Origin of the sequence: Aeromonas sp. 2HA2, from assembly GCF_029237345.1 — a bacterium.
Lineage (GTDB): Bacteria > Pseudomonadota > Gammaproteobacteria > Enterobacterales > Aeromonadaceae > Aeromonas > Aeromonas salmonicida.
This window is the reverse complement of the sequence record NZ_JAACGB010000016.1, coordinates 1-18455: the sequence shown is the minus strand read 5'-3', so window position 1 is coordinate 18455 and position 18455 is coordinate 1. Positions and strand designations below refer to the sequence as shown.

At 58.9% G+C, this 18455-nt stretch carries 16 protein-coding genes; 9 read left to right on the top strand and 7 right to left on the bottom strand.

The features are described from left to right. The first annotated feature begins 143 nt into the window (after window positions 1-143). The 3 genes from GWQ29_RS18005 to GWQ29_RS17995 all read left to right on the top strand — a co-directional run bounded on the left by GWQ29_RS18005 (window position 144) and on the right by GWQ29_RS17995 (window position 2990). Window positions 144-1595, top strand: a complete 1452-nt coding sequence (locus GWQ29_RS18005; protein WP_275919994.1) for a chitinase — start codon at window positions 144-146, stop codon at window positions 1593-1595. A gap of 353 nt (window positions 1596-1948) precedes the next feature. Next, on the top strand, window positions 1949-2332 hold the full coding sequence (locus GWQ29_RS18000) for a VOC family protein (RefSeq protein WP_275919993.1): 384 nt from the start codon (window positions 1949-1951) through the stop codon (window positions 2330-2332). A 259-nt stretch (window positions 2333-2591) separates the two neighbouring features. Beyond that, a complete protein-coding gene (locus tag GWQ29_RS17995) occupies window positions 2592-2990 on the top strand; it encodes a GFA family protein (RefSeq protein WP_011898674.1) in 399 nt (132 codons plus the stop codon). 361 nt (window positions 2991-3351) lie between these two features. On the opposite strand, the gene GWQ29_RS17990 is transcribed toward GWQ29_RS17995, so the two are convergent. Together GWQ29_RS17990 and smrB are read right to left on the bottom strand one after the other, a co-directional pair. Beyond that, window positions 3352-4650, bottom strand: coding sequence for a diguanylate cyclase (locus GWQ29_RS17990; RefSeq protein ID WP_058393944.1), 1299 nt, complete (start codon window positions 4648-4650; stop codon window positions 3352-3354). A 153-nt stretch (window positions 4651-4803) separates the two neighbouring features. Continuing rightward, window positions 4804-5328: an endonuclease SmrB gene (smrB, locus tag GWQ29_RS17985; protein WP_005315464.1), complete on the bottom strand. Its 525-nt coding sequence runs from the start codon at window positions 5326-5328 to the stop codon at window positions 4804-4806. Between the two features lie 82 nt (window positions 5329-5410). Here smrB and prmB point away from each other — a divergent pair, with 82 nt between their 5' ends. After that, window positions 5411-6346: a 50S ribosomal protein L3 N(5)-glutamine methyltransferase gene (prmB, locus tag GWQ29_RS17980; RefSeq protein ID WP_275919992.1), complete on the top strand. Its 936-nt coding sequence runs from the start codon at window positions 5411-5413 to the stop codon at window positions 6344-6346. A gap of 12 nt (window positions 6347-6358) precedes the next feature. Further along, window positions 6359-7447 carry a chorismate synthase gene (aroC, locus tag GWQ29_RS17975; RefSeq protein ID WP_275919991.1) on the top strand — a complete coding sequence of 363 codons (1089 nt, stop codon included), beginning with the start codon at window positions 6359-6361 and terminating at the stop codon, window positions 7445-7447. A 121-nt stretch (window positions 7448-7568) separates the two neighbouring features. On the opposite strand, the gene GWQ29_RS17970 is transcribed toward aroC, so the two are convergent. Beyond that, window positions 7569-8411 carry a transporter substrate-binding domain-containing protein gene (locus GWQ29_RS17970; RefSeq protein WP_275919990.1) on the bottom strand — a complete coding sequence of 281 codons (843 nt, stop codon included), beginning with the start codon at window positions 8409-8411 and terminating at the stop codon, window positions 7569-7571. A gap of 323 nt (window positions 8412-8734) precedes the next feature. On the opposite strand from GWQ29_RS17970, the gene GWQ29_RS17965 reads away from it, so the two are divergent. Continuing rightward, a complete protein-coding gene (locus GWQ29_RS17965) occupies window positions 8735-10138 on the top strand; it encodes a DEAD/DEAH box helicase (RefSeq protein WP_275919989.1) in 1404 nt (467 codons plus the stop codon). A gap of 110 nt (window positions 10139-10248) precedes the next feature. Here the strand turns inward: GWQ29_RS17965 and GWQ29_RS17960 are convergent, their stop codons facing one another. From GWQ29_RS17960 to cra, 4 genes are all read right to left on the bottom strand, one after another. Continuing rightward, complete coding sequence (locus GWQ29_RS17960; RefSeq protein ID WP_005315475.1) at window positions 10249-10938, bottom strand: RES family NAD+ phosphorylase; 690 nt, start codon at window positions 10936-10938, stop codon at window positions 10249-10251. Beyond that, complete coding sequence (locus GWQ29_RS17955) at window positions 10938-11342, bottom strand: MbcA/ParS/Xre antitoxin family protein (protein WP_005315478.1); 405 nt, start codon at window positions 11340-11342, stop codon at window positions 10938-10940. Before GWQ29_RS17955 ends, GWQ29_RS17960 begins: the two co-directional genes overlap by 1 nt. Before the next feature lie 267 nt (window positions 11343-11609). After that, window positions 11610-12803: an aromatic amino acid transport family protein gene (locus GWQ29_RS17950; protein WP_021140545.1), complete on the bottom strand. Its 1194-nt coding sequence runs from the start codon at window positions 12801-12803 to the stop codon at window positions 11610-11612. 332 nt (window positions 12804-13135) lie between these two features. Continuing rightward, a complete protein-coding gene (cra, locus tag GWQ29_RS17945; RefSeq protein ID WP_275919988.1) occupies window positions 13136-14122 on the bottom strand; it encodes a catabolite repressor/activator in 987 nt (328 codons plus the stop codon). Window positions 14123-14429: 307 nt separating this feature from the next. Between cra and fruB the strand changes: the two genes are divergently transcribed. From fruB to fruA, 3 genes are read left to right on the top strand one after another with little or no spacing between them, the layout of a single operon-like run. Continuing rightward, window positions 14430-15530: a fused PTS fructose transporter subunit IIA/HPr protein gene (fruB, locus tag GWQ29_RS17940; RefSeq protein WP_275919987.1), complete on the top strand. Its 1101-nt coding sequence runs from the start codon at window positions 14430-14432 to the stop codon at window positions 15528-15530. Beyond that, window positions 15530-16525 carry a 1-phosphofructokinase gene (gene pfkB / locus GWQ29_RS17935; RefSeq protein ID WP_275919986.1) on the top strand — a complete coding sequence of 332 codons (996 nt, stop codon included), beginning with the start codon at window positions 15530-15532 and terminating at the stop codon, window positions 16523-16525. Before fruB ends, pfkB begins: the two co-directional genes overlap by 1 nt. Then, window positions 16522-18246, top strand: a complete 1725-nt coding sequence (fruA, locus tag GWQ29_RS17930; RefSeq protein ID WP_275919985.1) for a PTS fructose transporter subunit IIBC — start codon at window positions 16522-16524, stop codon at window positions 18244-18246. Before pfkB ends, fruA begins: the two co-directional genes overlap by 4 nt. Window positions 18247-18455 lie beyond the last annotated feature (209 nt).

The following is an 18455-nucleotide window of genomic DNA, read 5'->3' as shown; positions in this document are numbered from 1 at the left end:
CTCTTTTTATATGCTTTTCATGGCCCACTGCCACTAAGTGAAATGGCTCACAGAATCGTTTTATTTCTTAATTTTTGATGAGAATTTAGTTATAAAAAGGCCTATTCTCGGGATGAACTTCTCCGAGACAAGGACTGTACCCCATGTTCAAACCCAAGCACTCTGCCTGGTTAGTTGCTGCTGCCTGTGCATTGCCAAGTTATGCCGCCATGAATATTCAGCCCGATCCACAAAATGCCGGTGGATATGTGATTGCTGCGCCAGAATTGGCCGTCGTTGAAAAAAGCAAAACTGCCAATCCCATGTATGGCGTCTGGTCAAAAGCATTGGCAACTCGGCCAAATAATATTGTCGATGCCATCATGCCAAGAGCGGCCAGCAATCCGGATAACGTCAAGCGGGTGGAGCGGGTGTTCACGGAGTCTGACTGGGAATATTTAACCCAGATGGCAGCGCCGGAATATACCTATGAACGATTCTTGCGGGCCATAGGCAAATTCCCGGCTTTTTGTGGTGAATATACCGATGGTCGGGATTCGGATGCCATCTGCAAAAAATCCATAGTGACCGCCTTTGCCCATTTTTCCCAGGAGACGGGTGGTCATATCAGCAAAGACAATATTTCTGATAATCCGCTGGCGCTGGAGGAGTGGCAACAGGCATTGGTGCATGTGCGTGAAATGGGCTGGTCAGAGGGGCAGGCGGGTTACACCACTGGGTGTGGGCAAAATGACTGGCAGAACAAGAAGTGGCCCTGCAGTACGGGTCAGGGCTATTTCGGTCGCGGCGCAAAGCAGCTCTCTTATCACTTCAATTACGGCGCCTTCTCCGAGGCGATGTTTGACGGCGATGCCTTTGTGCTGCTCAACAACCCGGGGCTGGTGGCCGACTCCTGGTTGAACCTGGCATCCGCCATCTGGTTTTTCCTCACCCCCCAGGCGCCCAAGCCCGCCATGCTGCATGTGATTGATCGCACCTGGGTGCCCTCCCAGCGCGAGATAGCGGCCGGCATCGGCTATGGCTTTGGCACCACCATCAACGTCATCAATGGCGGCATAGAGTGCGGTGAACAGAACAAGGACAAGGGCCAGCCGGTCAACCGGATCCGTTATTGGGAGGGGTTGGCCGAGCATTACCAGATCCCCGTCAAGGCCGACGAGAAGAACACCTGCTGGCAGCAGACCCCCTACGGCAGCCTGAATCTGAACGGTGCCACTGATGTGCTTTATACCAACTGGGATGGCAACTGGAAGTACTACCCGGACAGACCCGGCGGTTACTCCTTCGAATGTGAGCTGGTGGGTTTTCAGACCGCCTATTCTGCCCTGGTGCCGGGAGACTACGAGAAGTGTGTGACCAACTTTTACGGCTCCCATGCCAACTGGCCGAAAGTGCGCATTGTCGCCAAGCTCGATCCCGCACCGGTCGATCCGGTTGACCCGCCCGTTGACGGGCATGCTGCTTGGGATATCACCAAGGTTTATACGGCGGGGGCCAAGGTCAGTCATAAGGGTGCTGTTTATCAGGCCAAATGGTGGACTCAGGGTAATGAACCCGGCAAGGGCGACCCCTGGACGCTGGTGCCGGCCAAATAATGATGGCTAGGCTCCGTCACTGGAGCTAACGAGATCAATACAAGGGATCCTTTATATATCTGGTTGGACGGCAAGGGGGAGGCATATTGCCTTCCTCCTTTCATGATATAGAGGCAATTTATTCATCCGGGAGGAAGATGCATTACCATGCTTGCATATCCTGTTTATCAAGATATAACCCGTCATCTGACGGTGGCTGTTCATTTACCCTCTGTTAATATTCAGCATATTATGGTTGTTTCGTGTCGTGACTATATGTCTGGCGGGACGCCATTTTCCTGTTTGGTGATGGGCTCTAGACACTAGATTGATGATGCGCTGGCAGAAACGGGATAAACAAGGAGGGGTACACGATGAATATCGCCATGCATTTTGAAATTCCGGTGACAGATATGACACGAGCTATCGGGTTCTACTGTCGCGTATTTGGCATCACGTTCGAGCGAGCCGAGATAGATGGCAACGAAATGGCGTTATTCCCGCTCTCTGGAGGGGGTGAGGGGTGTTCCGGTGCGCTGGTCAGGGGAGAGACGTATGTTCCGAGCCTGGATGGTACGCGGATTTATCTGGCGGTGGCCGACATCGAGCAGGTGATGGCGAGCGCCTTGCTGGCCGGTGCCCAACGTTTGTATCCCGTTACCCGGGTTGGCGACACCATCAGGGTGGCGGAATTCCAGGATCCCGAGGGCAACCGGATCGCCCTGCAGGAAACTGCCAGGCGCTTATGCAATGGCTGAATGGCGGATTGCATTCAGGACACTGGATAAGTGTGCTTCAAGAAATGTTTGCGGGAGTATGGGTGAAGAGCAGGACGTGGCGAGCGTGTCCCTCTTTGGTAGACAGATAGAGGCGCCGCCACCCCAGATGCGGTGAATAGGCCGGATCCGTGCCACGTTTTGTGAGGCAGTTAATGGCGAGGGTGCGACAGGCATGGTACTCATCTGATGCGAAATCTGGCCGAAGAACGGCTTGGATCCATCTTGTTAGGGAGGCGTTATGCAAGGACATTGTTTGTGCGGCGGCATCGTTGTGTCGACCGGAGATCACCAGGAGGTCAATCTCTGCCACTGCACCACCTGCCGGCGCTGGTCGGGTGGGCCGCTGTTTGCGGTGCATTGCGGTGCGGACGTGCGCTTCACCGGGATCGCCCCTGTCGCCTATCGATCATCGGAGTGGGCGGAGCGTGGATTTTGCCCCACCTGCGGCACTCACCTCTTCTATCATCTGCTGCCGACGGATGAGTACATAGTGCCAGCCGGTCTTTTCCAGATGGAAAGGTTCCAGCTAACGAGCCAGATCTTCATCGATGAGAAGCCTGACTTTTACGAGTTGAAGAACGAGACGCCCACCCTGACCGGCCAGCAGGTGTTCGAGCAGTTTGCGCCCAAGCCATGATGTCGCCTTCTTGATCAGCTCATGTGTTATGACGTGCCGGGTGCGGATCACTCAGCCACCTCATTGGTGCAGGCTCGGCAGGACTTCCCTGAGCAGGTCTGGATCGAGGCAGGTATTGAAAATGATCAACCCGCAGGGCCTTTCGATGGGGTGGTTATCTGGGATTCACTGTTTCATCTGCCAAGAGCTGCGCATCAACCCTTGTTGCAAAAAGCGTGTGAGGTGCTGGCAGGTGCAGGTGGGCGGATCCTTTCCAGTGGTGGGCGGGACAAGGTCCGGTTAGCTGTGCTGCTGCGTCAGACCTGAATTTAGCATCATTCAGGTCTGACGCGGGGAGTCTTTGGTGTGGTCACATTCCGGCTTACGGCTGCTCAGTTGCCTCTTTGATGCAGCAGTTTCGCCCCTGTTTTTTGGCCAGATAGAGCGCTGTATCGGCCCGGCGCACCATGTTGTCGACGTTATCTTGTGGGCCTTGACTGGCGCTGATGCCGATACTGACGGTAAGCGGGATCTCGATGTCGGCGCCCAATGGGTGGCTCTCTGACGCTATGGCTAGCCGGATCCGCTCTGCACTGGCCCAGGCCAGATCCAGCGAGGTTTCCGGCAGCAAGATGATGAACTCCTCGCCACCCCAGCGGCCCAGTATGTCCACCTCCCGCAGTTGCTTGGCAATACGCCTCACCAGACTGAGGATCGCCTGATCCCCTTGCTGATGGCCGTGTGTGTCGTTGACTTGCTTGAAGTGATCGATGTCGAGCAGCAGCAGACTCATGGTATGGCCGAAACGCTGGCAGCGCTGCACTTCCTGCTTGACCAGCTCATCGAAGCGGCGCCGGTTGGCGATCCCGGTCAGGGGATCCGTGGTGGCCGCCACTTTCAGCTCTTCCACCAGACGGGCCCGCTCCGAAATGTCCCGCAGTATGGCGGTCATCTCAGTGGTTTGGCCCAGATTGATCTTGGCGATGGTCACTTCCAGCGGAAATTCGCTGCCATCACGGCGTAGACCCATGACGGAGGCGCGGGCGTGCATGGGGCGCGAGTTGATGGGGGAGTTGCTGAAGGCTCTGAAATAGCTCTCGTGGTTGGAGCGAAAGCGCAGGGGCAACAGGGTTTCCAGCCGTTTGCCCACATAGCTCTCATCGACCCCGAACATCTCGCAGGCGGCGGTATTGATGAGCTCGATACGGGATTCGCTGCTGACGCTGATGATGCCGTCATAGGCCGAGTTCACCACGGCTTCAAAACGCTTTCGACTCATTTTAAGTGCATCTTCCAACTGCTTTTTGGCCGTGATGTCGATGGCGGTGACTATGATGCGGGTGATCCGGGACTGTTCGGGAATGATGATGGGGGAGAGGATGAAACGCCACCAGCTGGTACGCGACAGAGTATCGATGGGGAGCTCGCTCTCCAGCCCGGTTTGCTGGCTGACACAGTCATGCATCGGCTGCTCTATGCTGCCGGTGATGTAGCGGGGAAACATCTCGTTGAGTCGTTTGCCTATGGTGCCCGGCACATCCAGCTCGAATGCCTGGGCAAAGGTATCGTTGGCCGAGACCAGGATGAAGCGATCATCCGCATCCAGGGAAAACACCGCCACCGCCGCACCGATGGCATCGAGAGATGATTTGATCTCGGCATGAGAACCCTTTGTAAACATGCAACCTCCATGACGAATAACACATTGATATTCAGTATAGTGCTGCCGATTTACTCGTTGCGGGAGGCATATGGAGCTTTGGTGTGAAGGTGGAGGCCGGGTGCCTTGCTGACGTCACCCAGACGGCAACGGCAGCTCGTCGAGAAGTGAGCGCTATTCCTCTATGTCCAGCAGCACCAGGATGGCGCTGTCGCCGCCCCATTCACGGGGGGCTTGATGGAAGGCGCGCACATTGGGGTGCTGGGCCAGCCAGCTCGGGATCCGCTGCTTGAGGATGTGTTTGCCGATGCCGTGCATCACGGAGGCGACATGGATGTTCTCTTTCTGGCAGAGGGTGAGCAGGGCGGCCAGCTCCTGTTTTGCCTGATTCTGGTTCATGCCGTGCAGATCCAGATAAATCTCCGGCGGATAGATGCCGCGTTTGAGTTTTTTCAGCTCGAATTTTGACACATCGTCACGCACGTAACGGGTCGGGCCATCCTCGTCGAGATGGGGCTGGTACTCGTCGCTGAAAAAGTGGCCAACCCCAAGCTTTTCGCGGCTTTCCCGCAGTTCGCGTTTCTGCTTGACCGGGCGCAGGTCGGCCCTTATGGTATCTTGCTTAATTTTCCGGGTACCTTTGACAGCATCGCGAAACAGCAGGCTTTCCTCGATCGTCGGTGAGGGCGTTTTTTTCATCAGAGGCTCATTTGTCAGGTATGCGTCTTGCCCGCTATACAGTGGGTGCTCGGGCCGGATATTACTCGACTTGGAGGTGGATTTGGACAAGATATTTATCGATGAGGTGGTTGCCGAGATGCACACCATCCAGGACATGTTGCGCTGGGCCATGAGTCGTTTCAACGACGCCGGGATCTTCTACGGACATGGTACGGACAACGCCTGGGATGAGGCCGTGCAGCTGGTACTGCCCGCGCTACATCTGCCGCCTGACGTGGATCCGGGCATGCGCCACTCCCGTCTGACCACCAGCGAGCGTCATCGCATCGCCGAACTCATCATTCGCCGCGTGCAAGAACGCGTGCCGGCCGCCTACCTGACCAACAAGGCCTGGTATGCCGGTTGGGAGTTCTACGTGGATGAGCGGGTACTCATTCCCCGTTCGCCGATTGCCGAGATGGTGGCCAACCGCTTCGCCCCCTTCCTCAAGCATGAACCGACCCGGATCATGGATCTCTGTACCGGTTCAGGTTGCATCGCCATCATCATGGCTCACGAATTCCCGGATGCGGAAGTGGACGCCATCGACATCAGCGTCGATGCACTGAACGTGGCCGAGCGCAACATCACCGATCACGGTCTGGAGCAGCAGGTCATTCCGATCCGCTCCGATCTGATGCGCGATCTGCCCGCCGGTGACAAGTACGATCTCATCGTCTCCAACCCGCCCTATGTGGACTCCGAAGACATGTCGGATCTGCCGGAAGAGTTTCGTCACGAGCCGGAACTGGCGCTGGCCTCCGGCTCCGATGGCCTCAAGCTCACCAAGCGTCTGCTGGCCAATGCCGCAGACTTCCTCAAGGATGATGGCGTGCTGGTGGTCGAAGTGGGCAACAGCATGATCCACCTGGAAGCCCAGTTCTCGGAAGTGCCCTTTACCTGGGTCGAGTTCGAGAACGGCGGTCACGGCGTGTTCGTGATGACCAAGGCGGAACTGGAGCAGTACCAGGATCATTTCGCGATTTACAAGAGCTAAGCAGGAGCACTCATGGCAGGGAACAGTTTTGGCCAACTCTTTCGGGTCACCACCTTTGGCGAGAGCCATGGCCTGGCGCTGGGCGCCGTGGTCGATGGTTGCCCGCCCGGACTCGAGATAAGCGAAGCGGATCTGCAGATAGACCTGGATCGGCGCAAGCCGGGTACTTCCCGCTACACTACGCCGCGGCGCGAGCCGGATGAGGTGAAGATCCTCTCCGGGGTATTCGAGGGCAAGACCACGGGCACCTCCATCGGGCTGCTCATCGAGAATACCGATCAGCGCTCCAAGGATTACTCCGACATCAAGGACGTGTTCCGCCCGGGCCATGCCGATTACACCTACCACCAGAAATATGGTCAGCGGGATTATCGGGGCGGTGGTCGCTCCTCCGCCCGTGAAACTGCCATGCGGGTGGCGGCGGGTGCCATCGCCAAGAAATATCTCAAGCAGATGCATGGCATCGAGATCACCGGCTTTCTCTCTCAGCTCGGCCCCATCAAGGCCGAGGCGTTCGATGCGGCGCAGATTGAGCAGAACCCCTTCTTCTTCCCCGATGCGGGCAAGCTGGAGGCGCTCGATCAGTACATGCGCGATCTGAAAAAAGAGGGCAACAGTGTCGGTGCCAAGGTTCAGGTTGTTGCGACCAAGGTGCCTGTGGGCCTCGGCGAGCCTGTCTTCGACCGGCTCGACGCCGACATCGCCCACGCCATGATGGGCATCAATGCCGTGAAAGGGGTGGAGATAGGTGACGGCTTCGCCGTGGTGGAGCAAAAAGGCTCGGAGCACAGGGACGAGATGACCCCGGCCGGCTTTGCCAGCAACCATGCGGGCGGCATTCTGGGGGGGATTTCTTCCGGTCAGGATATCGTGGTGAGCATGGCACTCAAACCGACTTCCAGCATTACCGTGCCGGGCAAGACCATCAATACCGAAGGTGAAGCCATAGAGATGATCACCAAGGGTCGCCACGATCCCTGTGTTGGCATTCGCGCCGTGCCCATCGCCGAAGCCATGCTGGCGCTGGTGTTGATGGATCACCTGCTGCGCCATCGTGCCCAGAATCAGGGTGTGCTGACCCAGACGCCGCAACTGCGCTGATCGGTTTTTCGAGTGCCCGGCTGATCCGGGGGCACGATCAAGAAGCACTGTCAAAAACAGAGCAAGAAGGCGACCTCAGGGTCGCCTTCTTTATGGGTTTGCGTTTAATGCTTCGGGACTGTCAGCCTGGCTGGGGTTGTGCAGATGCTGGTCGAGGCATTGCTTCGTCCTCTGGATTGCCAAAGCGACAGGGAGGCGGGGCAAAGCGAATGTTTGGCGGGGGCAGGGTGGCGATGGCCTCATTGACTCGAGTTATCTCGGCCTCGCTTACCGCCTCTTTGGCAAACATCAGGCTGACGGGCTGGTGGTGCAGCAACAACTGACAGCTGATAACCTTCTCGGCCCCCAGCTTTGTCAGGCGATAGCGTGCGTATTGCCACTCCATGATGACCCCGTCCAGACGGCGGGCCAGCAACAGATCGATCAACCTGTCGTCGGCATTGTATTCGGTGGCGCTCTTGAGGGCAGGGCAGTCCTCCATCTGCTGGGTGGGGCGGGTGCCGCGCAGCTTGCCCAGACGTAGTGCTGTCTGCTGGCACAAGTCGGGGAGGCTCTGGATACGCTGCCAGGGATTGGCATGGCCCGGTATGGGGTTGTTGCTCAAGAGCACGAAGGTGCTGCGCCGGTAGGGGACAGAGAAGCGCGCGAACTGGCGTCGCTCCGGCGTATCGAGCGCTCCCATGGCCAAGTCCAGCTGTTGCAGCTCAATGAGATGCAGGGCGCGGGCCCAGGGCAGATTGCGAAAACGCGTCTCCAGCCCCGCTTGACTGAGGATCTGGCTGGTCAGGGTGACGTCCAGCCCATCCAGAGTGCCTTGTGGATTGATGTAACTAAAAGGGGGCCAATGATTCCAGGCGACCGTCAAAGGGGGCTTGGCGCCAAGGGGCAGACTTGCCCCCAGCGCTATGATCAGCAGGGCAACGGGTCGCCATGCCCTGTGGATGCGTGTGATATGAACTGCCATGAGCCTGAACCTCCTTGTTCCGGGACTGAGATGATGGTCGCATCTTATCTGGCATCCAGCATAGCTTGATTCGAATGAGTTCTGAGGTGTGCGGGCTGAATAGGACGCTGACCCACTTTTTGGGTTTGTGCTGGGATGAATATCACATTTTTCTCGTTTATCCACAGCAACTCCGTTAGACTGCGCCTCTATTCTTTCCCCTTTGCTCTGCTCCCCGGGGAAATCGTTGTTTTCTCAATAGGCCCAGTTCTTGTGAGATGGCATCGGCTCAGCAGAGGAGCCCCACCACAGATCCCCGGCGCCACTATCCCTAGCAGGTAATTATGAGTTTTTCTTCCCTCGGTCTGGCCGAACCCTTGTTGCGTGCCGTTGCCGAGCAAGGCTACGACACCCCGTCTCCCATTCAGCTGCAAGCGATCCCCGCCGTTCTGGCTGGCCGCGACCTGATGGCGGCGGCCCAAACAGGGACTGGCAAGACCGCAGGCTTTACCCTGCCGATGCTGCAGCGTCTGATGGAGAGCAAGCGCAAGGTTTCTCCGAACCGTATTCGCGCTCTGGTACTGACCCCGACCCGTGAGCTGGCTGCCCAGGTGGGCGAGAGCGTGCGCAATTACGGCAAACATTTGCCGATGCGCAGCCATGTGGTGTTTGGCGGCGTCAGCATCAATCCGCAGATGATGGCGACTCGCCGTGGTCTGGACGTGCTGGTGGCCTGCCCGGGCCGCCTGATGGACCTCTACAACCAGAATGCCGTCAAGTTCGATGAAGTCGAAATACTGGTGCTTGACGAAGCGGATCGCATGCTCGACATGGGTTTTATCCGCGATATCCGCAAGATCCTGGCCCTGATGCCCAAGCAGCGTCAGAACCTGCTCTTCTCCGCGACCTTCGCCGAAGAGATCCGCGATTTGGCCACCGGCCTGCTCAACAATCCGGCCGTGATCGAAGTGGCGCCGCGCAACAGCACGGCCGAGCGTATCGAGCAGCTGGTGCACCCGTGTGACAAGGCCAACAAGATAGGTCTGCTTAGCCATCTGGTCACCAGCAATGACTGGCAGCAGGTACTGGTCTTCACCCGTACCAAGCACATGGCCAACCGTGTTGCCGAGACACTCGACAAGAACGGCGTCAGCGCCGCCGCCATCCACGGCAACAAGAGCCAGGGTGCCCGTACCCGTGCCCTGGCCGGTTTCAAGGATGGTAACGTCAAGGTGCTGGTGGCGACCGACATCGCTGCCCGCGGTCTGGACATCGACAAGTTGCCGCAAGTGGTCAACTTCGAGCTGCCCAACGTGGCGGAAGACTATGTTCACCGCATCGGCCGTACCGGTCGTGCCGGTGCTGCCGGTCATGCCATCTCCCTGGTCGCAGCCGACGAAGGCAAGCTTATCAAGGCGATCGAGCGTCTGACCAAGCAGAACATACCGTGCGAGCAGGTGGCCGGTTTTGAAGCCTCCCGCGAAACCCTGGACAACATTGCCCGTGGTATCGGCGCGCCCCTGCGCAAAGAGCCTCGTGACCCGAGCGAGCCGCGCCGTGCAGCGCCGCGTCCGCAAGGTCAAGGCCAGCGTCAGGGCGCCGGTCGCTCTGCCAATGGTGGCAACGCTGGCGGTGCTCGCACCGGCAACAGTGGCAAGCCCAAACCGCAAGGTGCGCAGCGTCCGGTTGATGCTGCTGGCAAACCTGCCCAGGCTCGTCGCCCCCGTCGCGCTACCCACAACCAGTAAGCAGGTGAGGGGATACCCTCACGCTGCATCGGTTGATGTAAAAAGCCCTGCCAATCCGGCAGGGCTTTTGTCATTTCTGGCGGGCAGTTTATTGCCGTTTCGTCTCGATATCACTCCCCATACAGCTTGATCTCCAGCACATTGGCGATGGCACTGCCATTCCAGTGGTACTCCAGATGCTGGGCCTGATGGATCCGGGTAATGAGACAGGGGCGGTAGAGTACATGGCAATTGTGGCCGCTGTGACGCACCGAGCGGTAGTGGATGCCATCCACCCCCCGGGTTTTCTGCTCCAGGGCAAAGACTTGAGACTGGCTATAGCTGGTGGCGTGATAGAGAGGGGTGGAGAGAAATGCGTCCCCTGTGATATCGACCAGGTTGGCACTGAACTCGGCACAGAGCACCCGCATCTGCACTTTCTGGGCTGGTTCTCCGGTGTAGCCGAAGATCCGCTCCTGATGGTAGACAGTCTCCTTGACGGCGGTATCGAGCAAGGGGGCACAGTAATAGCCACCGAAATCGCCCGTGGTAAAACGGGCCCCTTCCGGATTGATATGGGTAAAGGCGGCCATCACATAGCTGCCCCCGTGCAAGCCCACCAGCCAATCTGCCCTGGGCACGCGAGACAAGTCTCCCGCCTCCTCCCGCAACCTGTCGTTGGTCAGTGCCTCCATGGCCCATACCGCCTCCAGTTCGTCCGCATTGGCCACATCTTCATAGACACAGATAGTGGGGTAGCGGCTCGGAATGATCCGGTAGGCCCGCTCTCCCTGGAATGGGGTCAGTGGCGGCTCCTGCATCAGGCCATACCCCCGCGCCAGGCGTGCAATCGGGTCGCCACTTCATAAAGATCGGCCACCCGACCACCCTTCATGATCTCCATCGCGCTGCGACCGGCAAAGAAGGGGTGGCTGTTGGGCTTGCGTACCCAGCCATAGATGCTGTCATCGGCGCTGAACAGCACCCTCAGGCTCTTGTGGATGTTGAGGAGGTAGCTCATTCGCTCCTGCATATCCACGCTGAGACGGATCCCGCCGTTTGACTCCTTGTATTTGTTCAATGTTGAACGAGATGAAATGCCGAGCAGTGTCAGTTGTTCATCTGTGTTGCACTGCCACTTGTCCAGGATGCGGAATACCACAGGCAGCGCCTTGCTGGGGTCTATGGCGCCTTCTTTCATTGCTTTTTGTGCTGTTGCGGCCATATCTCCTCCTTGTATTGTTCACGCCGGATAAGAGGGCGTGAAGGGTGAATCTGCACTCAGTGTAGAAGACTTGTACATATATGTACATATTTACGTGGCTAGTGATGAGTATGTACATCGATGTATGTGCTGAAGAGAGCGGCATGACGGGGCTAAGTGATACCGACCACGATAAGGAGTCATCATTGGGTTTTACTGTACTCCTGCTGGCAAAAAGCCCCGCCAACGGGGTTGGCAGGGCTTTCGTTATCCATCATGGAGCCAGGGTTACAGAGCTGGCAGTAATCCCAGGCTGACACTCACCTGTACACCGACGATCAGCACCCCCATGGCACCGGCAAGGCCCAGAGCCAGTACGCCACCCGGGGCGCGGTAGTGGTGCGCCTCTGCCTGCTTGCGGCTCTGCCACACCAGGGTGACCGGTAGCAGTACCGCCAGTACCGCCAGTGCAATGGCGGCGTAGCCCAGCGCCATGATGAAGCCTTGCGGGAAGTAGAGGGCAAACAACAGGGGCGGCACGAAGGTGATAAGCCCGGTCTGGCTGCGGCCCTGCCAGTTGTCCTTGCGACGAGTCACTTTGGCCATGAAATCAAACAGCCCAAGGGTCACGCCGAGGAAAGAGGTCGCCAACGCCAGATCGGCAAATAGATGCATCGCCTGATTAAATGCAGGCCAGCTCACCAGATTGCCGACGCTGGCCAGGAGGCTGTCGAGCGCGCCGCCGCTCTGGATCAGGGTCTGCTGACCGAGCAGCCCCAAAATGGCCACTTGCCACAGCACGTAGAGGATGAGCGGCAGGGCGGAGCCCCAGACAAAGACCCGGCGCAGCTGCTTGGGGCAATCCCCCAGATAGAGCATGACGCTCGGGATGGAGCCGTGAAAGCCGAACGAGGTGAAGATGACCGGCAAGCCTGCCAGCAGCAACCCCTGGCCGAGCGGCAGGGAGAGCAGGTGCTGCCCTTCTGCGCGGGGCAGCAGCAGCCCCAGTACCGCCACCATGATCACCAGTTTGACGGCGAACATCAGTCGATTGAGGTAATCCACCGAGCGGGTACCGACGCAGACCATGCCACCGAACAGCAAGGTAAAGGCCCAGGCAGCCTGCTCCTGGCTAATGGTCATGCCCGCATCGGCCAGCGCCTGGGCCAGCAGGCTGCTGCCGCCACTGATGTAGGCGGAGGCCAGGGAGTAAAACAGCATCAGGATACAAAAAGAGGCGATGCCCTTGCCCCAGGGGCCGAGCAGGTGATCCGCCAGCTGGTGCAGGTACCACTTGCCGGTGTTGAGGCTGGCTTCCACCTGCAACATGGCGGTGAAGGCCATCAGGGCCCAGAGCCCTATCATCAGCAGCAAAGTGGCAGGGCCGCCCAGAGATGAGGAGGCCAGCGGCAGGGCCAGCATGCCGGCGCCTATGGTGGTGCCGGCAATCAACAGGGTACAACCCAGGGTTTTGGTGTTCATTGTGTCCATCCGGATCGAGAAACTGCGTGTTCAAAAAGAGTGAAAGTGGCGGTGTCATCAAGACGCCTCCGGGGTTGAAACCGGAGGCTAGCAATATCGGAGTGGACGCATCGTTACGAAAAACCCGTTGGTTGTAAAAGTTGGTTGCCAAGTTAACGGATCAAAATAGTGTAAACAAGCCTGTAAAGTCGGATTTTGTACTGGAAGGGCGCAATAGGTGGAAATAAAAGATGACAGAACTATGTGCCGGGGAGTGAAAAGGGCTGGCAAGCCAATGGAGGAAAAACGCGCTGGCGAAGATGGCGGTCGCCGCCAGCGCGTGAGGGGGCTGCTTAGCGACGACGCTTGAGGGTCCGGCTTACGTAGTGCAGCCTGCATTGGTACTCGCCATTGATGGCCTTGAGGGCGAGCTCCAGCGCCTGGCTGGCCAGTGCATCGTGTTGCTGGGGCAGGGAGTTGATGCCAAAGGGGAGGAAATCGAGCAGGCGATCGTCGCCGAAGGTGGCCATGGCGAGCTGGCTCATGTCGGTCTCTTGTTCCAGCAAATAATCCAGTACCCCCTCCATCAATATGTAGGAGGTGGCAACCAGTGCTTCGGGCAGCTGGCCGAGTTGATGATGAAGTTCCTTGATCAGGCGATAGCCTTCGACGCGGGAGAAATGTGCCCCCTCGCACAGGTGGCGGGCCGTGGTATGGCGGGAGACGGCCTGCTCGAAGCCTGCTTTTCGTTCCTGACTGATCGTGAGTGCCGGTAGCGCGGTGATCAAGGCGATGTGCTTGAGCGCTGGGGTGAGCAGGGAGGCGGTGAGATCAAAGCTCGCCTTCTGGTTTTCACTGGCGACGGTCACGAACTTGTCGGCGGCCATGGCCCGGTCGATGGCCAGCACATGGATGCCACGCGCCTGCTGGCGCAGATAGAAGGGATCGTCCGGCGGCAGGCAACTGGCCACCAGCAGGGCGTCCACATGGCGACTGGCCAGCATCTCGGCCAGTTCTTTCTCGGTGGCGGGTTCATCTTCCGAGCAGACGATCAACAGCTGATAACCCTGGGCTCGGGCCCCCTGTTCGAGGCGCTTGGCGAGTTTGGCATAACTGGCGTTCTCGAGGTCGGGCAGGATAAAGCCGAGGGTCTTGGTCTGGCCGCCGCGCAGGGAGGCGGCGCGGCTGTCAGGTTGGTAGTTGTGGGCGGTCACCACCGCCATCACTTTGTCACGGGTTGCCTGACTGATGCGGTATTGATCGGCCTTGCCATTGATCACATAGCTGGCCGTGGTGCGCGAGACACCGGCGAGGGCGGCGATTTCATCCAGTTTCATCATATCGGCTCTGTTTGAGTTGCAAGGCCCACGGTCACTGCCAGGTGAGGGCACCGAAAAGTGTGCGCGGGATCATATCATTGAAAAGCACTCTTTGCGGGTACTTGATCAATTGGCTGAAACGATTCAGTCTGAGTGTAAGTGAAACGATTCAGCTTGTCAGTAGGCAATCGATGTCCGGGTATAAAAATGCGATATCGCTCCGGCGGGATGCAATCCGGTCTATTGTCAGCAGGCAAATTACCCGAATTTTCAATTGTATTGATCCGGCGTGCCGCACGGCCAGCCCGGAACCTGATGGAGAATATCTATGTTGAAGTTGGCACAGCAGCAGATTTTGCTGGGGCAGTCGGTGGCGACCAAGGCGGATGCCATCGCTCTGCTGGCAAGCAAACTGACCGAGGCCGGTCTGGTGGAAGCAGGCTATGTGGACGGCATGCTGGCGCGGGAAGCCCAGCACGCCACCTACCTTGGCAGCGGCATCGCCATTCCCCACGGCACCACGGATACCCGCCATCTGGTCAAGAGCACGGGTGTCATGGTGGCCCAGTTCCCCAAGGGGATCGAATGGGACGAGGGGCAGATCGCCTATGTGGCCATCGGTATCGCCGCCAAATCCGACGAGCATCTGGGCATTTTGCGCCAGCTTACCCATGTGCTGGGTGACGAGCAGGCGGCAGCTGCGCTGAAAAATGCCACAGATGCCGATACCATCATCAATATTCTGACCGGTGCCAGCGGGGCGAAAGAAGTGCAGTTCCTGACCCTGGCCGACTTCCCTGCAGACGACCGTGACCAACTGTTGCTGGGGGCTGCCGCTCGCGCCAAATCCGCCGGTTGGGGCGAGGCCGCCATGGTCAGCTCCCTGCTGGCAAGTGACCCTGCCTATCTGGGGGAGGGCGTCTGGCTGGCCCGTACGCAAGCTGCCCAGACCGGCTGGGTGTTGGCAACCCCGAGTAGCGCACTCACCGTGGGTGAACTGCCGGTCAGCACCTTGTTGCTGCTGTGCGCCAGCGATGCGAGCCATCTGCCACAGCTGGACAATCTGGCCAAGCTGGCCGCTGCAGGCCAACTTGCGACGCTGGCTGGCGCCGAGGGCCTTGCCATGTTGCAAGCAGGGCCGGCGAGCGGTCTGTCTGATACCTTCACCATCATCAACCCCCATGGCTTGCACGCCCGTCCGGGCGCCATGCTGGTCAAGGTGGCCAAGGAGTTCGAATCCGACATTCGTGTTGCCAACCTCGATGGCAGCGGTGAAGCCGTCTCTGCCAAGAGCCTGATGAAGGTGATCGGCCTTGGGGTCAAGTGCGGTCATCGCCTGGCATTTCGCGCAGAAGGGGCGGATGCCGAAGCGGCCCTCAAGGGCATTGGTGCCGCCATTGCCGCAGGCCTGGGTGAGGGGGCGCACTGATGGATATCGTCACCATCACCCTCAACCCTGCGCTGGATCTCACCACTCGTCTCGAGGCCATGGCCCTTGGCGAGGTGAACCTGGTGAGCGAAGCCAATTTGCGCGCCGCAGGCAAGGGGATCAACGTTGCCATGGTCTTGAAAGATCTGGGCCGTGACGTCGGGCTGACCGGCTGGCTCGGCGCTGACAATCAGCAGAGCTTCGTCTCGCTGTTTGCCGAGCGAGCCCTGGGTGATCACTTCGTGCGCGTGGCGGGCAATACCCGCATCAACGTCAAGATCTCCGAGCAATCTGGCAGGGTCACCGACCTCAACTTGCCGGGGCTCATCATTGACGAGCGTGAAGTGAAGGTCCTTGAGGCCGCAATTGACGAGTTGGCACCACAGGCAAACTGGTTTGTGCTGGCGGGCAGTCTGCCCAAAGGGGTGGCGCCTGATTATTGCGCCCGCCTCATTACCTTGCTCAAGGCCAAAGGCAAGCAGGTGATCTTCGATTGCAGCGGCGTGGCTCTGAAAGAGGGCATCAAGGCTGCACCGACCCTGATCAAGCCCAATCTGGAAGAGCTGAGTCAGTGGGCCGGTCGCCCCATCAAGACTCTGAGCGAGCAGGCCGAGTGTGCCCGCGAGCTGCAGGCCAGCGGGATCCCCCATGTGGTGATCTCCAACGGTGCAGATGGCCTCGTCTGGTTTGGTCCGGATGCCACCTGGCAGGCCATACCACCCCGTATGCAGGTCGTCAGTACCGTCGGTGCTGGTGACTCCCTGGTAGCGGGGCTGGCCCATGGCCTCAGCCTCGGCTGGGCGCCGGAGCAGACCTTGCGTCTGGCCACCGCCGTTTCGGCGCTGGCCGTCAGTCAGGTGGCAGTCGGTTTTAACGATATGAACGTGTTGACACCCTTACTCGAGCAGGTGCGTGTGCAACGTCTGGATGACCTTGCCCCTGCTCAACTCAATACCCATTCCCCTTCAATGGAAAACTCAGGAGATGCCCAATGAAAGCAATCTTGGTCACGGCTTGCCCGGCGGGCATTGCCACCAGCTTTCTCGTTGCTAAACGGATAGAACAACAGGCCAAACTGGCGGGTTGGGAGCTCACACTCGATGTTGGCTCCAGCGTACAACCGCGCCAGATCCCCTCAAAAGAGCAGATAGCCGCCGCTGATCTGATCCTGGTGGTGGCAAGTGCCCCCGTGGATCTCGCCGCCTACGACGGCAAGCGTCTCTATCAGGGGAGCATGGATCTGGCCTTGCAGGATCCGGCCGCAGTGCTTGACGTCGCCGCCAGTGGTGCCAGTGTCTATCATCATCAGGCTGCGCCGGTCGCCGCCGCCCAGCCGGCCTCGGCCAAACGTATCGTCGCAGTCACCGCCTGTCCGACCGGGGTGGCCCACACCTTTATGTCGGCGGAAGCGCTCGAGACCATGGCCAAGCAGCTGGGTTACCAGATCCGCGTCGAGACTCAAGGATCGGTCGGTGCCCAGAATGCCCTGACCGCCGATGAAATTGCCGCCGCCGATCTGGTGTTCCTCGCCACCGACATCGAAGTGGACATGACCCGTTTCGATGGCAAGCAGGTGTATCGCACCAGTACCGGTGCTGCGCTGAAGAAGACCCGCGCCGAGCTCGACAAGGCGTGGCTGGAAGCCAAGGTCTATCGCCACAGCGGCGCCAGTCAGCCCAAGAAAGAGGAGAAGGCGGGCCCCTACAAGCACCTGCTGACCGGTGTCTCCTTCATGTTGCCCATGGTGGTGGCCGGTGGTCTCATCATTGCCATCTCCTTCATCTTTGGTATCGAAGCGTTCAAGGTGGAAGGCAGCCTGGCCGCCGCCTTGATGACGATCGGTGGTGCCTCAGCCTTCGCCCTGATGATCCCTGTGCTGGCCGGTTACATTGCCTACTCCATCGCCGATCGTCCGGGTCTGGCACCAGGCATGATTGGCGGTATGCTGGCAAGCTCCCTGGGCGCCGGTTTCCTCGGCGGTATCGTCGCCGGTTTCCTGGCCGGTTACAGTGCCAAGTACCTGAGCGACAAGGTGCGCCTGCCGGTGACCCTGGAAGCGCTCAAGCCCATCCTCATCATCCCGCTGTTTGCCAGCCTGTTCACCGGTCTGGTGATGATCTACGTGGTGGGTGGTCCGGTTGCGGGCATCATGAGTGCAATGACAGCGTTCCTCAACAACATGGGCTCTGCCAACGCCGTGCTGCTGGGTGTCATCATAGGTGCCATGATGTGCTTCGACATGGGTGGTCCGGTCAACAAAGCGGCCTACGCCTTCGGTGTCGGCTTGCTCGCCTCCAAAACCTATGCCCCCATGGCTGCCGTGATGGCCGCCGGTATGGTACCGGCACTGGGGATGGGGATCGCCACCTTCCTGGCGCGCGCCAAGTTCATCAAGACGGAGCAGGAAGCAGGCAAGGCCTCCTTCGTACTGGGTCTGTGCTTCATCTCCGAGGGGGCCATTCCGTTTGCCGCCAAGGATCCGATGCGCGTCATTCCGGCCTGCATGGCGGGTGGCGCCCTGACTGGCGCGCTCTCCATGCTGTTCGGCTGCGAGCTGGTTGCACCTCACGGTGGTCTGTTCGTGCTCTTCATTCCGAACGCCATCAGCCACGTGTTCATGTATATCCTGGCAATCGCCGCCGGTTCCCTGGTGACAGGGGTTGGCTACGCCATGCTCAAGCGCGGCGAAGAGCAGGCCAAGCTGGCGACGACCTGACAACGTCAAGGGTGTAAATGACAAGGCGACCTGCGGGTCGCCTTGTCTGTTTCTGATGGGGGTAAACAAGCGGAAGAAGAGAGCTAGCTGTGATCTCTCTGTAGGTTGTTCACTCGGGGCATTCCCGGAGAATTGGAGGCGCCAACCAAACCAATCATCCGAGGTGCCCCAGTGAACAACCATAAAAATGCCCGATTAACCGTCTTTGG

Bases quoted from the DNA above. Each gene is read 5' to 3' on its own strand.
- GWQ29_RS18005 (WP_275919994.1), top strand. From the start codon at position 144: ATGTTCAAACCCAAGCACTCTGCCTGGTTAGTTGCTGCTGCCTGTGCA.
- GWQ29_RS17950 (WP_021140545.1), bottom strand. From the start codon at position 12,803: ATGAACACCAAAACCCTGGGTTGTACCCTGTTGATTGCCGGCACCACC.
- GWQ29_RS17955 (WP_005315478.1), bottom strand. From the start codon at position 11,342: ATGGCCGCAACAGCACAAAAAGCAATGAAAGAAGGCGCCATAGACCCC.
- fruA (WP_275919985.1), top strand. From the start codon at position 16,522: ATGAAAGCAATCTTGGTCACGGCTTGCCCGGCGGGCATTGCCACCAGC.
- GWQ29_RS17960 (WP_005315475.1), bottom strand. From the start codon at position 10,938: ATGCAGGAGCCGCCACTGACCCCATTCCAGGGAGAGCGGGCCTACCGG.
- GWQ29_RS17965 (WP_275919989.1), top strand. From the start codon at position 8,735: ATGAGTTTTTCTTCCCTCGGTCTGGCCGAACCCTTGTTGCGTGCCGTT.
- GWQ29_RS17990 (WP_058393944.1), bottom strand. From the start codon at position 4,650: ATGTTTACAAAGGGTTCTCATGCCGAGATCAAATCATCTCTCGATGCC.
- smrB (WP_005315464.1), bottom strand. From the start codon at position 5,328: ATGAAAAAAACGCCCTCACCGACGATCGAGGAAAGCCTGCTGTTTCGC.
- cra (WP_275919988.1), bottom strand. From the start codon at position 14,122: ATGATGAAACTGGATGAAATCGCCGCCCTCGCCGGTGTCTCGCGCACC.
- aroC (WP_275919991.1), top strand. From the start codon at position 6,359: ATGGCAGGGAACAGTTTTGGCCAACTCTTTCGGGTCACCACCTTTGGC.
- pfkB (WP_275919986.1), top strand. From the start codon at position 15,530: ATGGATATCGTCACCATCACCCTCAACCCTGCGCTGGATCTCACCACT.
- GWQ29_RS17995 (WP_011898674.1), top strand. From the start codon at position 2,592: ATGCAAGGACATTGTTTGTGCGGCGGCATCGTTGTGTCGACCGGAGAT.
- GWQ29_RS18000 (WP_275919993.1), top strand. From the start codon at position 1,949: ATGAATATCGCCATGCATTTTGAAATTCCGGTGACAGATATGACACGA.
- fruB (WP_275919987.1), top strand. From the start codon at position 14,430: ATGTTGAAGTTGGCACAGCAGCAGATTTTGCTGGGGCAGTCGGTGGCG.
- GWQ29_RS17970 (WP_275919990.1), bottom strand. From the start codon at position 8,411: ATGGCAGTTCATATCACACGCATCCACAGGGCATGGCGACCCGTTGCC.